The organism is Flavobacterium sp. CG_23.5, assembly GCF_017875765.1.
GTDB lineage: Bacteria > Bacteroidota > Bacteroidia > Flavobacteriales > Flavobacteriaceae > Flavobacterium.
On sequence record NZ_JAGGNA010000001.1, the window covers coordinates 1,385,432 to 1,400,421 of the forward strand.

Annotated in this window: 12 protein-coding genes; 6 read left to right on the forward strand and 6 right to left on the reverse strand. The window is 33.2% G+C overall.

What is annotated here, in order from left to right:
• Nucleotides 1–145: 145 nt before the first annotated feature.
• The 3 genes from H4V97_RS05920 (at nt 146) to H4V97_RS05930 (ending at nt 4,501) form a co-directional block, all read left to right on the forward strand.
• Entirely contained in the window at nt 146–1,873 is a 1,728-nt protein-coding gene (locus H4V97_RS05920) for a phospho-sugar mutase (protein ID WP_196850181.1), read from the forward strand.
• Nucleotides 1,873–3,702: an ABC transporter ATP-binding protein gene (locus H4V97_RS05925; protein ID WP_209549179.1), complete on the forward strand. Its 1,830-nt coding sequence runs from the start codon at nt 1,873–1,875 to the stop codon at nt 3,700–3,702. The genes H4V97_RS05920 and H4V97_RS05925 overlap by 1 nt, the downstream gene beginning before the upstream one ends.
• A gap of 97 nt (nt 3,703–3,799) precedes the next feature.
• The gene (locus H4V97_RS05930; RefSeq protein WP_196850179.1) at nt 3,800–4,501 is read left to right on the forward strand and encodes a hypothetical protein; all 702 of its coding nucleotides are present in this window, start codon (nt 3,800–3,802) and stop codon (nt 4,499–4,501) included.
• A 24-nt stretch (nt 4,502–4,525) separates the two neighbouring features.
• Here the strand turns inward: H4V97_RS05930 and H4V97_RS05935 are convergent, their stop codons facing one another.
• The 3 genes from H4V97_RS05935 to H4V97_RS05945 form a co-directional block, all read right to left on the reverse strand.
• Nucleotides 4,526–5,248 carry a hypothetical protein gene (locus H4V97_RS05935; RefSeq protein WP_209549180.1) on the reverse strand — a complete coding sequence of 241 codons (723 nt, stop codon included), beginning with the start codon at nt 5,246–5,248 and terminating at the stop codon, nt 4,526–4,528.
• Nucleotides 5,249–5,373: 125 nt separating this feature from the next.
• A complete protein-coding gene (locus tag H4V97_RS05940; protein WP_209549181.1) occupies nt 5,374–7,839 on the reverse strand; it encodes a TonB-dependent receptor plug domain-containing protein in 2,466 nt (821 codons plus the stop codon).
• Between the two features lie 12 nt (nt 7,840–7,851).
• Nucleotides 7,852–9,549: a M23 family metallopeptidase gene (locus H4V97_RS05945; protein WP_209549182.1), complete on the reverse strand. Its 1,698-nt coding sequence runs from the start codon at nt 9,547–9,549 to the stop codon at nt 7,852–7,854.
• 176 nt (nt 9,550–9,725) lie between these two features.
• On the opposite strand from H4V97_RS05945, the gene H4V97_RS05950 reads away from it, so the two are divergent.
• The 3 genes from H4V97_RS05950 to rny all read left to right on the forward strand — a co-directional run bounded on the left by H4V97_RS05950 (nt 9,726) and on the right by rny (nt 12,090).
• Nucleotides 9,726–10,016: a hypothetical protein gene (locus H4V97_RS05950; RefSeq protein ID WP_209549183.1), complete on the forward strand. Its 291-nt coding sequence runs from the start codon at nt 9,726–9,728 to the stop codon at nt 10,014–10,016.
• Nucleotides 10,017–10,024: 8 nt separating this feature from the next.
• The gene (locus H4V97_RS05955; RefSeq protein WP_196850174.1) at nt 10,025–10,318 is read left to right on the forward strand and encodes a cell division protein ZapA; all 294 of its coding nucleotides are present in this window, start codon (nt 10,025–10,027) and stop codon (nt 10,316–10,318) included.
• A 209-nt stretch (nt 10,319–10,527) separates the two neighbouring features.
• The gene (rny, locus tag H4V97_RS05960; protein WP_196850173.1) at nt 10,528–12,090 is read left to right on the forward strand and encodes a ribonuclease Y; all 1,563 of its coding nucleotides are present in this window, start codon (nt 10,528–10,530) and stop codon (nt 12,088–12,090) included.
• 84 nt (nt 12,091–12,174) lie between these two features.
• Here the strand turns inward: rny and xerD are convergent, their stop codons facing one another.
• The 3 genes from xerD to H4V97_RS05975 all read right to left on the reverse strand — a co-directional run bounded on the left by xerD (nt 12,175) and on the right by H4V97_RS05975 (nt 14,731).
• The gene (gene xerD, locus H4V97_RS05965) at nt 12,175–13,104 is read right to left on the reverse strand and encodes a site-specific tyrosine recombinase XerD (protein WP_196850172.1); all 930 of its coding nucleotides are present in this window, start codon (nt 13,102–13,104) and stop codon (nt 12,175–12,177) included.
• Nucleotides 13,105–13,408: 304 nt separating this feature from the next.
• Nucleotides 13,409–13,999: an outer membrane beta-barrel protein gene (locus H4V97_RS05970; protein ID WP_196850171.1), complete on the reverse strand. Its 591-nt coding sequence runs from the start codon at nt 13,997–13,999 to the stop codon at nt 13,409–13,411.
• A gap of 141 nt (nt 14,000–14,140) precedes the next feature.
• The gene (locus tag H4V97_RS05975) at nt 14,141–14,731 is read right to left on the reverse strand and encodes a porin family protein (protein WP_196850170.1); all 591 of its coding nucleotides are present in this window, start codon (nt 14,729–14,731) and stop codon (nt 14,141–14,143) included.
• Nucleotides 14,732–14,990: the final 259 nt, after the last annotated feature.

Below are 14,990 nucleotides of genomic sequence, written 5' to 3' on the forward strand. Positions count from 1 at the left end.
CGGAAATCCTTTTTTGAGGTTTTTACCGAGAAAAAGATTGAAACGCAAAGCAGGAAACAGCTCCTAAAAAACATCAAAATTGTTAAACAAGATAACTATTTTGAAATTTTAAAGTAAAAATTTAGAAACTAAAAAAATCTATAAAATGGATATCAAACAAAACATTTTGGACGCAGTAAACGAATGGCTTACACCAACATTTGATAATGAAACTCATATAGCTATCAAAGAATTGATGACCACTTCTCCTGCAGAACTGGAAGAAAGTTTTTATAAAAATCTAGAATTTGGAACCGGCGGAATGCGCGGTGTTATGGGCGTTGGGAACAATCGAATCAATAAATATACGCTTGGAAAAAGCACGCAAGGTCTTTCAAATTACATGCACAAAGTTTTTCCAAATAAAGAATTAAAGGTGGCAATCGCTTACGACTGTCGTCATAATAGTAAATCCTTGGCAAAAGTAGTTGCTGATGTTTTTACTGCAAATGGGATTGCGGTTTATCTGTTTTCGGATTTGAGACCTACGCCCGAGTTGTCATTTGCCGTTAAACATTTAGGTTGTCAAGCCGGAATTGTACTTACTGCTTCTCACAATCCGCCTGAATACAATGGTTACAAAGTGTATTGGGAAGATGGTGGGCAAATTGTTCCTCCGGAAGACGAAGCCATTATTGATACCATTGAACATTTAAATTACAATGAAATCAAGTTTTCTGCCAATGAAGATTTGATACATTATATTGATACCGATATTGACAAAGCGTTTATAAAATCCTCGATTGCAAATGCAAGTTTTGATACTTCGGCTGAAGCCAAAGAAAATCTAAACATTGTTTTCACTTCTTTGCACGGAACTTCTATCACTTTAGTTCCTGATACTTTAGCGCAAGCTGGGTACACGAATGTGCATATTGTTGAAGAACAAAGAGTTCCAAATGGTGATTTCCCAACGGTAAAATCTCCAAACCCTGAAGAACCGGAAGCATTGTCAATGGCAACAGCATTGGCTGACAAAATGAATTCGGATATTGTTATTGGGACAGATCCTGATTGCGATCGTTTGGGTGTTGCTGTTCGAAATAACGAAGGACAAATGACTTTGTTGAACGGAAACCAAACGATGATTTTGATGACTGCTTTTTTACTGGAACAATGGAAAAAAGCGGGAAAAATTAACGGAAAACAATTTGTGGGTTCTACCATCGTTTCTACTCCAATGATGATGGAATTAGCCACGAATTACGACGTAGAATGTAAAGTAGGATTAACCGGGTTTAAATGGATTGCCAAAATGATTAAGGATTTCCCGGAGTTGGAATTCATTGGTGGTGGCGAAGAAAGTTTTGGATATATGGTAGGCGATGCGGTTCGTGATAAAGACGCAGTTGCCGCTACTTTATTGATTTGTGAAGTTGCCGCTCAGGCAAAAGCAAAAGGAAGCACTGTTTATAAAGAATTGCTTAAATTATATGTTGATAACGGATTCTACAAAGAACATTTAGTTTCATTGACCAAAAAAGGAATGGATGGTTTGCAGGAAATCAATCAGATGATGATTGACATGAGAGAAAATCCATTGAAAGAAATTAACGGACAAAGAGTAATTATGCTGGAAGATTATCAATCCTCTGTGGCTAAGAATTTATTGGACGGTTCAGAAACCAAAATGGATATTCCAAAATCGAATGTTTTAATTTATTACACGGAAGATGGTTCTAAAATTTGTGCCAGACCAAGCGGCACCGAGCCAAAAATTAAATTTTACATCAGTGTAAATACCGAATTGGATTCTGTGGAAGATTTCAAGGAAGTGGAAAGCGTTTTGAACGAGAAAATAAAAAATATTATTATTGCAATGCAATTGAACTAATGGACAAAAATTTAATAAAATTAATTCCCTTTACAAAACCGTATAAAACTCACATCATTTGGAATGTGGTATACAACATTTTGTACGCCTTATTTAGTACCATTTCCATGTTAACACTACTGCCTGTACTGCAGGTCCTTTTTGGCAAAACCAAAATAGTAGAGAAAGAGCCTATATACTCGGGAATTGGCAATATAAAAGAATTTGCAACTGATTTTTTGTATTACAAAATTTCAGAATTAACAAAAGACAATAGTCCTCAGTATGCGCTTTTATTAGTGGTTTCTTTGGTTATTATCACTTTTTTGTTCAAAAATTTATTCAATTATCTGGCCTCGCATCATATCATGCACCTCAAAAATGGGGTTTTACGAGATTTACGAAAGTCCATGTATAACAAAATAATTGAATTGCCCATATCCTATTATTCAGAAAAAAGAAAAGGGGATATTATGGCTCGTATGCTTGGCGATGTCAATGAAGTTCAAAACTCTTTTTTTTCCGTTTTGGAACTAGTCGTAAAAGAGCCTTTAACTATCGTTTTTGCGATAGTGACCATGTTTTTTATTAGTGTAAAACTAACCTTATTTGTTTTAGTTTTCATTCCGATTTCTGGCTTAATCATTTCAAAAATAGCTAAGAATTTAAGGGAAAAATCTATGGAAGCACAAAGAGAAAGCGGTTTCCTTATTTCCATCGTAGATGAAAGTTTAGGCGGTTTGAAAGTTATAAAAAGTTACAATGCAGAAACTAATTTCAAAGCCAGATTTAACGATTCAGTTACTCGTTTGTTGAATCTATCAAACAGTATAGGCGACAAAAATAATTTGGCAACGCCATTAAGTGAGTTTCTAGGAATTACGACCATTGCCGCCTTGCTTTGGTACGGAGGAAATTTAGTACTTATAGACAAAACCCTTGAAGGAGCTGCATTTATCGTGTATCTAACATTGGCTTTCAATATCCTTACTCCTGCCAAAGCTATTTCTAAGGCCTCTTATGCAGTGAAAAATGGTTTAGCCGCTGCAGAACGGGTTTTTGAAGTTTTGGAAGTTGAAAATGAAATCACTTCAAAAGAAAATGCCATTGAAAAAAATACTTTTGACACCAGCATCGTTATCAAAGATATCAACTTTAAATACGAAGATGAGAATGTGTTAAAGCATTTTTCACTTCAAGTTAAAAAAGGACAAACGGTGGCTCTTGTGGGACAATCTGGTAGCGGAAAAAGTACCATTGCCAATTTATTAACTCGTTTTTACGATGTAAATGAAGGAACAATTGCTATTGATGGAATAGACATAAAAGATCTCGATTTGCAATCACTTCGCGGTTTAATGGGACTAGTAACGCAAGACAGTATTTTATTTAATGATACGATAAAAGCAAACATCTCATTAGGTAAAACGGATGCAAGCGATGAAGAGATTATCGAAGCCTTGAAAATTGCCAATGCCTATGAATTCGTTAAAGATTTACCAAAAGGAATTCATACTAATATTGGCGACAGCGGAAACAAACTTTCCGGAGGACAAAAACAAAGATTATCCATTGCTCGTGCGGTTTTGAAAAATCCACCAATCATGATTTTGGATGAAGCCACATCAGCATTGGACACTGAAAGCGAAAAATTTGTACAAGTAGCGTTGGAAAACATGATGCAAAACAGAACTTCTATTGTTATTGCGCACCGTCTTTCGACAATTCAAAAAGCAGATTTAATTGTAGTAATGCAAAAAGGAAAAATTGTAGAACAAGGCAAACATGATGAACTAATTGCATTAAATGGCACCTACAATAAATTAGTAACCCTGCAATCTTTTGAATGATGATTTAAGATTGCCGTTTTTTGATTTAAGATTTACGATTTCGTCATGAATGAAAATTTTTAGATTTTTCAGTTTTTTAATTTCTTAACTAAATAAAATGTTCCTCAATAATCCAAATATAAAGCTACCCGAAGATCCAAATACAATAGTTTGGAAATACCTCGATTTGTCAAAATTTTTGGATTTATTGATGTCTGAGAAATTATTCATGTCACGCTCTGATAAATTTGAGGATCAATACGAAGGCACTTTTAGCGAGCCCACATTTGAAGAAATCAGAAAACTTTCCATTGATAACCCTGACTTTTTGAATTATTATAAAAGTCATCGGGAAAAAGTGGCTATCAGCAGCTGGCACATCAATGAATATGAATCCTTTGCGATGTGGCAGATATTCACCCAGAATAGTGAGGGTTTAGCAATTCAATCTACAATTGGAAGACTTCAAAATGCGCTTAATCCCGAAACAAATTTTGATCAGTACATTGGTGAAGTCAACTATATCGATTACAAAAAGGAGTATATTCCGTTTGACGATATGTTTTTCCCATTCCTATTTAAACGAAAAAGTTTTCAATATGAGCGTGAAGTTCGGATTATTACAGATATCGCCGAAAACAACATCAAAATTAATGAGGGTTTAAAAATCAATATTGACATCAACCAATTAATCGAAAAAATCTATATCCATCCAAAATCTGAAAACTGGTATAAGAATCTCGTTATTCAATTAGTGAAACAATTGGGATTCGATTTTACCATCGAAAAATCTGATTTGGAAAGTGATATCTTAATTTAATATTTGAATTTAAATTAAAAAAAATTAAACTGGCTCATAACTTATAACTTTCCATTCTTTTTTAGACAAATCGATATAATTGTAATGAACTACATCCATTTTGTCAAATTGTCCATTTTTGTTTGTATCCTCAACGGTTCTAAAATACAAACAGTTTTTAGATTCAATCAAATTCCAATCTATTAATTCCTGAAAACTAGGTGATATTTTAGTAAACTTATCTCCACTTATTTGACTAATATACAATGCCTTGATATCACCGGTGTCTAATTTCCCATCTTTATTGGTGTCCATATCAACCATTGTGTAGACCATAATTTGGTTTTTGGTTCTATCAGAAACTGATTTTAAATAGGTCGCAGTCTGAATTAAAACCGGTTTATCAGTTAATGCTTTAATGGAATCCGAATCGATTCGTTGAAACTTTAAATTCTGCAAAAACCCCGTAATTTCATTTTCTCCATAATTAGATATGGTAAAACTCAAATCATTCACGCTTGAAGATCCGTATCTAGTTTTAATTCCTTTTTCACGTATGCTTAAATCCCCAACTGGATGAATCAAATAATCGGTTCCTTGCATTTGGATAGGTAAATCAGCAATTGCAATTGAAGCAGCATCGGTTTTCACCGTTGTTTTTTCTTTATTCGAACCATCGTAAGTTACTTTTGGTTTTTCTGAGTCTTCTTTACAACTTGCTAAAAACAAAACAGTTATTCCCAATAAGGCGATATGTAATTTTTTCATGATGGTATAGTATTAAAAATAAATTCAAATGTAATCATTTTTAAAAATGCTTTTGGTATTCTTTGAATGATTTATAAAGCAGAAAAGCTTTAAACTAATATTAAAACTCAGGTATTTCCCCTGATTTATAAGCGCGCGTTTAATTTTACATTAAAAACTCTGGTTGTCATATAATTAGGAATTGCATATTGATTTTTCGAATATACATCGCGAACCCAAGTATTTGTAATTGCGTTCTGATTATTAAAAAGATTAAAAATTTCTAACCCTATTTCTAATTCTTTGAAGCTTTTCAGCCAACTTCTATTAACATTAGTTTTATCATTAATAAGTACTTTAGAAAATCCGACATCGGCTCTGCGGTAATCTTTTAATCTGTTTTGGTACAAATAAGGATCTGCATATGATGGTGAACCTCCTAGCAAACCGGTATTATAAACCAAATTTAGATATATTTTCACACTTGGAATATTTGGCATAAAATCTTGAAACAGAAGTCCAAATTTCAGTCTTTGATCTGTTGGTCTTGCAATATATCCTTTATCAGCGCTATTCTCTTCTGTTTTTAGATAGCCAAAACTTAACCAAGACTCGGTTCCCGGAACAAACTCCCCATTCAATCGCACGTCTAATCCCTGCGCATAGGCTTTCGCATTATTGGTAGCAGCATATCGTATGCGAACATTATCAATTGTATAGGTATTTACATCCGTCAACGATTTATAATATAGTTCAGAGACCAATTTAAAAGGACGATTCCACATTTTGAAACTGTAATCATTACTCAAAACAATATGTACAGACTGCTGTGCTTTAATATCGGGCTGCACTACTCCATCGGCATCTCGCAATTCCCGATAAAATGGTGGTTGATGATACAATCCACCCGAAAGCCTAAAAACCATGTCCTTCTCCCAACTCGGTTTTATGGCGAATTGAGCTCTCGGACTAATTGTGATCTGTGATTTCCCTGCTATATTGTCTCCTAAAACTTCCCAATTATGAACTCGCAATCCTGCATTATACCAAACTTCACTTGATCCTATTTTATCTTTACGGCTCCATTGCGCATAACCTGAAAATCTATTAATTGTATTAAAATTAGTGGCTCTCACATTTTGGTAGGGAACAAGAGGCCCTGTATAAGAAGAATACGGCTGGTCATTTTTTGGCAAAATTTTAATTGGAGGGTTGATAGAAAAACCTGCTGAATCAATCACTTCCCACTCTACAACTCGATCTCTAATGGATTCTCGTGTATATTTGATTCCCCACTCCAATTGGTTTTCTTTCCAATCATAAATTCCTTTCATCTCAGTATTCACTATAACTGCATCTAGATCATTTCGGGCATGATTCAGTTGTGACCCAATTCCTTTAGAATAATTAACATTACCAAAGGTTTCCGATCCAATATTCGAATCTACATCCCCTAATCGATATTGTGCAAAAATATCAAAATGTTCTTGTTCCAAGGTATGAAAAACGGATCCAATAAATTTTAAAGTAAAATTGTCATTTACTTTAAAAACAGACTTTATTGCTCCAAAATAAGTATCGTATTTATCATTCTCCTTCCCCTCATAATACACTAAAAGCGCCATAGGTTTATCCAGTGTCCCAAAATTAGTTTGACGAGTCAATGGCTGATATTGATATTTATTTTGCGAAATATTACCCAGAAAACTCCATTGCCATCTATCTGACGCCTGATAGTTTACATTCGTTTGAATATCAACAAACGAAGGAGTGAAATTAGTTTGTGTCTCCTGACTTTTAACCAAAAGACTATTGTTACGATACCTCACTCCAGTAATAGCAGTCCATTTTTTATTTTTGGAAGCAGCATCTATTGCAAGGCTTCCGCCAAGAAGACTAGCCTCAAGAGTAGCACCAAATTTTGTCGGTTTCCTGTAGGTAATATCCAAAACTGACGATAGTTTGTCTCCAAATTTTGCTTGAAAACCACCTGCTGAAAAATCAATATTTTGTACCAAGTCGGTATTTGTAAAACTTAATCCTTCTTGTTGTCCCGAACGAATTAGAAAGGGCCGATACACTTCAATTTCGTTAACATATACTAAGTTTTCGTCGTAATTCCCACCACGAACCGCATATTGCGTACTCAGTTCATTATTAGAATTTACACCCGGCAAGGTTTTTAAAATATTTTCAATTCCTGCATTTGCTCCAGGTATTTTCCTGATAACTTCTGGTTCTATAGTAGTAATTCCCTGAACTCTTTTCTTGTTTTTAGAAACCACGATAACTTCTCCCATTTGTTCTTCGCGATCATTCATCACCAAGTTGAATTCATAGTCTTCATTCGGTTTTAATTGAACTGAAAGAGTCGTCTTCTTCAACGAAATATGAGTAAAAATGACAATCACTTTCTGATTAGCGGGAACGGCTAAATCAAAGAATCCATTCGTATTGGATTGTGTTGCTTTGCTTAGACAAACAACATTTACGTTATCAATTGGTTTATTATTGGAATCCAAAATAATTCCTTTTATTCGAGCAGTTTGTGCAGTCAGGGAAAACCCCACACAGATAAAAAGCAAAACAAGTATTAATCTATTTGTACTCAAATGAAATGGTATTTATTTTTTTTGACTTCTAAAAAAACGAGTTGTAAAGGTAGTCGAATTTCCTACATTATCAATTACAACCACTTTTAAATCATTGGACCCTTCAGCCACAATTCCATCTCTAAAATTATGGGTTATTTTTTTTGTTTTATTATCATACTCCAATAATATCCAGTTTCCATTTAAGTAACCATTATAGGATTTTATGCCAGATAAACTATCACTAATAATCAGTTGAAGCGACTTTTGATCACTTACCCATTTTCCCTCAATTGATTTAGCAATCGAGATTTTGGGAGCAATCGTATCGAGAACCAACGCATACTGACCTAATGTTTTGGATTTTGCAGTAAATAAACTATCCTTTCGAAGGGTAGGGAAATAGCTTATTTTTTTCCCTTCAATCATACCAATAAATAGTTTGCTTCTCTGAGCCTCTGTGTATTTTTTATCTTCAATCGAAATGGTAAAATTAGTATGAGCCGGAACAATATCTTCATGAAGAAATAACATATCATTTTTTACATCAAAATTTAAATTGAAATCATCATAAAAAGTTCCAGCAGGAAAGAAAACTGACATATTATCTTTAGCAAAATTGCTGTCTTTATTTGCCTTCACAAAATAATTTGAAACAATTGGTTCTTCCTCAATAATGGTTGTTAATAGATCATATTGAATAGGGATCGAAATAGTACTTTTATTTCCAAAAAAATCAGAAATTTCAATGCGACAAACAGACTTTAAATTTGGAAGCACTGTAACTATTCCATTATTTTCATCACTTTTGATGACACTAAGTCCATATTTATTTTTCATGAATAATTTCTGAACCCTCTGGTCTGTTTTTTTATACTTGGAATAATCAATGAGCGCATTTACATATCGCATTTCATCAAAAGAATAGGTGTCAAATTGATAGCCGAAATTTGGTTTCCCATTTAAAAAAGACTGTACCTTATATACTCCATTTTTATTGAACGAGACATCGTCATAATCAAAAGTTGCAATCCCCAGCCCTATTTTCCCATTAGAAACTACCTTCTCAGACAAATAAGTTCCGTCTTTTTGCAATGATAAATTCAGTAACACTGGACGCTTTGAATGATTAACCGTAGTTTTATTGTCTACTGGATAAACATAAAGATTTGAAATGACAGGCTTTTTCGTGTCTTTAAAATTTTTATCAAAACCAAAAAACATGGGATTTATAACTTTTTCCGTTTTAGTATCTCGAATTTCAAAATGCAAATGTGGCCCTTCAGAACCTCCTGTATTACCAGAAAAAGCAATCAACTGACCTTTCTTGACAGGCAAATCATCCGGTTTCAGAAACATTTCAATTTCAAATGCGCGTTCCTTGTAATGGGTTTTCTTTATATAACTTTCTATCGCTTCATTGGCTCTTTGTAAATGGCCATAAACAGAAGTATAACCATTAGGATGCGTGATATAAATTGCTTTTCCATTCCCGAAAGTTGATATTTTAATTCGAGAAATATACCCATCTGCAATAGCGTGAACAGTTAACCCTTCCTTTTGCATTGTTTTTAAATCAAAACCTGCATGAAAATGATTGGGTCTCAATTCCCCAAAATTACCTGAAAGTTGCATGGGAATATCTAGTGGTGGACTGAAATAGTCTTTTGGGTAATCTGCTTGAGCAAAAAGAGCGCTGCTGAAGAAAAATAAATAAATAAAAAATTTCATTGAATAGATTTTTGCTAAGGTAAAAAAAAGCAGTTAATAAAAATCAGAAAAAAATCAAATCACAACATACTGAATTACATATAATTGATTTTTTTAACGTAAAAAAATCAATAAAATATTGCAAAAATAAAAAGGAATACTAACTTTGTAAGATTAAGTAATGAATTAGGAATATAATGAGTGTAATTGCAGAAATAATTGATACTCTTGAAAATAAGGTTGAAAAACTTTTCATAAAAATGAAAAGTTTAGAGAAAAACAGTCAAGATTTAAAAGTTGAATTAACAAAAGCTGCACAGATCATACAAACACAATCACAAGAGATTGAAGCGCTAAAAACGCAGTGTGAAACACTCAAAATGGCCAACGCATTACTAGGCAGTGACGAAAACAAAAGAGATACAAAGCTTAAAATAAATTCATTAATTCGCGAAATCGACTACTGTATAGCACAGCTATCAGATTAATAAAAGATATGGACGAAAAGCTTAAAATTAAAATATCAATTGCAGACAGAGTCTATCCATTAACGGTTGATTTGTCTCAGGAAGAAGGCCTTAGAAGCGCTTCAAAGAAAATTGATGTGATGATAAAGCAGTTTGAAGAAAATTATGCTGTACGTGATAAGCAAGATGTATTAGCCATGTGCGCTTTACAATTTGCATCACAATCAGAACAAAAACAAATTGACAATTCAATTGATGGCGAAGCAACCATTGAAAGAATTAAAAAAATCAATGCGATTTTAGATCAATATCTCGACAATTAAACGTTCTTTACAAAGACTAAGATACTGCCTACATTAGTTCACATTTGGTAAACTCAACACTAACATTTTAGAATGAGCAAATCATCACTTCTAAAGCATGCCACGCTTCGGCGAGGAAACTTGAACAGTGAGTTAGCTCAAAACTTGTCATTCAGAGTTTATTCAATCTCACTAATGTAGGCTTTTTTTATATATAAATTTTAACAAACATGGACATAGTAACGATCATCATTTCAGGAATTATAGGTATTGTAGGAGGTTTTGGAATAGCCAAAATAATTGAAAAAAGCAATATTTCTAATTTAATCAAAAACGCTAAAAAAGAAGCTTCATCAATTTTAAAAGATGCTAATCTTGAAGCAGAAAACATAAAAAAAGATAAAATACTTCAAGCAAAAGAAAAATTTATTGAATTAAAATCAGAGCACGAGCAAGTTATATTGTCTCGTGATAAGAAAGTAGCTGAAATCGAAAAAAGAATTAGAGACAAAGAATCTCAAATTTCTAATGAATTATCAAAAGCTAAAAAAGTCAATGATGATTTCGAATCAAAAACTTTAGAATACAACTCTAAAATAGAAATTCTTGACAAAAGACAAACAGAGGTTGATAAACTACACAAAAGTCAATTGCAACAACTGGAAGTTATCTCTGGTTTATCTGCTGAAGAAGCGAAAAACCAACTGGTAGAAGGTTTAAAAGCAGAAGCAAAAACCAAAGCGATGTCGCATATTCAAGATACTATTGAAGAAGCAAAATTGACAGCGCAACAAGAAGCGAAGAAAATCATCATCAATACTATTCAAAGAGTTGGAACTGAAGAAGCAGTTGAAAACTGTGTTTCAGTGTTCAACATTGAATCAGATGATGTTAAAGGTAGAATTATTGGTCGTGAAGGTAGAAATATTAGAGCTTTAGAAGCTGCAACTGGAGTAGAAATCATTGTAGATGACACACCAGAAGCGATTATTCTTTCTTGTTTTGATCCTGTTCGTAGAGAAATTGCACGTTTGGCACTACATAAACTAGTAACAGACGGACGTATCCACCCAGCACGTATTGAAGAAGTTGTTGCTAAAACAGCTAAACAAATTGACGATGAAATTATAGAAGTTGGTAAACGTACCGTTATCGATTTAGGAATTCATGGATTGCATCCTGAATTGATTAAAGTTGTAGGTCGCATGAAATACCGTTCTTCTTATGGACAAAATTTATTGCAACACTCCCGTGAAGTTTCTAAACTTTGTGGAATCATGGCAGCAGAATTAGGTCTTAATGTAAAATTAGCCAAGAGAGCTGGTTTATTGCACGATATAGGTAAAGTTCCAGATGCTGAAAGTGATTTACCTCACGCTTTACTAGGAATGCAATGGGCTGAAAAATATGGTGAAAAAGAGGAAGTTTGTAATGCTATTGGAGCTCACCATGATGAGATAGAGATGAAATCTTTATTATCACCGATTATTCAGGTTTGTGATGCGATTTCAGGTGCAAGACCAGGCGCAAGAAGACAAGTCTTGGATTCTTACATCCAACGTTTAAAAGACTTAGAAGAAGTAGCCTACGGATTTAGCGGCGTGAAAAATGCTTATGCTATCCAGGCTGGAAGAGAACTTCGCGTTATTGTAGAAAGCGAAAAAGTTTCTGATGACAATGCTGCTACTTTATCTTTTGAAATATCTCAAAAAATACAAACTGAAATGACTTATCCAGGTCAAGTGAAGGTAACTGTAATTAGAGAAACAAGAGCAGTTAATATTGCTAAGTAATCCCATACTAACCTTCCCCGAAGGAGACGATTCATACTTTAAAAAAAAATGATTAGCGGTAAGGCTAATCATTTTTTTTTTGCTTTACCCCCTACCCTTTGGGGAGACTGCGAGGGGATTCTTTCTGGGATGAAAAGTGTTAATTACATCTGTCAAAAATTTTCTATCAAGATGAACATAAATCTCGGTAGTCGTTATTGACTCGTGTCCAAGCATTAACTGAATGGAACGCAAATCAGCTCCATTTTCCAGCAGATGAGTAGCGAACGAATGTCGTAAAGTGTGTGGGCTTATATTTTTATTCAAATTTATTTTGACCGCTAAATCTTTAATGATTGTAAAAATCATTGCTCTAGTCAACTGTTTCCCCCTTCTATTCAAAAACAATGTATCTTCAAATCCTTTTTGAATACTAAGATGTGTTCTATTATTATTTCTATAAATTTGGATGTATTTTTGCGTCAAATCCCCAATAGGTACAAAACGTTGCTTATTTCCTTTTCCTGTAATTTTAACAAATCCCTCTTCAAAAAACAAATCTGAAATTTTTAACGCCGCTAATTCCGAAACTCGAAGCCCACAACCGTAAAGTGTTTCCAGCATAGCGCGATTACGTTCTCCTTCATTTGATGTTAAGTCAATTGCAGCGATCAGTGCATCAATTTCTTCCGTAGACAATACATCCGGCAGCTTTCGTCCTGTTTTTGGTGTTTCAATCAATTCTAAAGGATTATTGGTCCGATAATCTTCAAATATTAAATAGCTGAAAAAACTTTTTAATCCGGAAATAATTCTGGCTTGTGAACGCGGGTTTACCTGTTTTGAAACGCTATAAATAAATTGCTGCAACGTCTCTTCACCTATTTCTATAGGCGAAACAATAATTCCATTTTCATCAAGAAATTGACACAATCGGTCAATATCGAAGGTATAATTTTCGATAGTATTCTTTGACAAACCACGTTCGATTTTCAAGTACGACTGATAGCTTTTAATGTATAAATTCCAATTCATGTAGACAAAGTAAAGACTTTTTTAGACATAAAAAAACCTCCTAAATAAGCTACCGTGTGAACACAAAAATTGGATAGGATATTAAACACGAATTTCACAAATTTGCACGAATCAATTTGTGCAAATTTGTGAAATTCGTGTTTAACTTTTTAATATCAACTTAAAAATCAGTATAAATCTCCTTAATCGGTGTTATCCGTGTCCTATTTTAAATTTCTGTACAGACGTTAGCCTAAATAAGATGTTTTAAAATATTTTATAATTGAATTCAAAAATAAGAGATAAATAGTCCTAAGAATAAATTTTATTTACCCCATTTTCCACCACCAATGTAAAAACCTACATGAATACCAAGATAGGAGTTAGGTACTGTTCCTTTATTATTACCATTTATATCTTGCAAAGTAGATTCGGGAACGATATTATATTCTAAACCCATTCTAAATTTTCCCAACTCAAAACCACCTCTCACTAATACTCCCATTTTACCGCTTGCAGCTATTGCAGTATTATCTGCGCTATTTGCGGTATCAAACTCAACATTTGCTATACTATAATAGCCCAAACCACCTCCAAAATAAGGTACGAAAGATTTTTCAGATCTATTAAAGTAGTAATCATAAGTAGCAACATAAGAACCATTAGCAGAAACCTTAGCACTTGTAGTACTACCCGAATCATATACATCTCTAACTATCGCGGCAGCTCCTATTCGCAAACCCACATTCATGTTGTCTTTTATATTATATTTTGGCTCAATAGAGAACAATAATCCAGCTCCTCCATTTGATGGAACAAATCCAAAATCTAAACCAACTCTGAATCCACCTTCCTTTTGAGAATATCCATTTGTAAAAACTAAAAATGCAACTACTGCTAAAATTATTTTTTTCATTTTGATTATAATTAAAATTTAAAATTTTTACTACAAAAATAATAATAAATGTTAAAAATCAAAATCTATTAAAAAATTGTTTTACCCATAAAAAAACCTTCCGTTGTGACAGAAGGTTTAAAATAATATTTTACTTGATCGTTAGAATTTGTAACCCAAAGAAATTTGAAAAACAGAATTTTTCCACTCTGATTCTCCTGGAAACACATCTTTTTGTAATCGTGTTAAACCTAAATTATAACGAGCACCAAGCATAAATTTTTCAGCGAAATCATAATTGGCACCAAAACCCAATCCTACATCCGTAGATTCAAAATCATTCTTAACATCCTCAGATACTCCACCGGATTTTGCTTCGGCCGATACTAGAAATCCAATTTGAGGTCCAAATTCAAGACTAAAAGTATCTGCTACATAATATTTGGCCATTACCGGAATAACTATATAGTCTAATTTCAAATCCCCATCGTCACCAAAAGAGTCTAATTTAACTCCTTGAGCAGAATAAAGTAATTCAGGTTGCAGTGCGAAATTGTCACTTATCATAAATTCAGCAAAAAATCCTGCATGAAACCCTATTAAAGATTTTGAATTAACACCGTCTTGGTCAATATTAGAAATTGAAGCAATATTTAAGCCTCCTTTAATTCCAAAAGACATTTCCGATTTTTGTTGTGCATTTACATAACCAAATAGAAATATCGTAACAATTGTTAAAGTAATTTTTTTCATGATCTTTTATTTAAAATGTAGGGTCAAATGTAAAAAATTTTACTTCTAAAATATGTTATATAAAACACAAACTAGTTAATTATCAAACTATTAAGTTCAAATACACCTTTAACATTAAATAGTAAGATTTAATCATTGTTTTTTGGCACGAAAAATGTATTAACATAAAAAAACAATCCTAAAAATTGGTATTTTTACATAGTATTAATAAAAAAAATACTACTCAGGACTCTACCGAAATCTTTATTTTTGTTCTTTT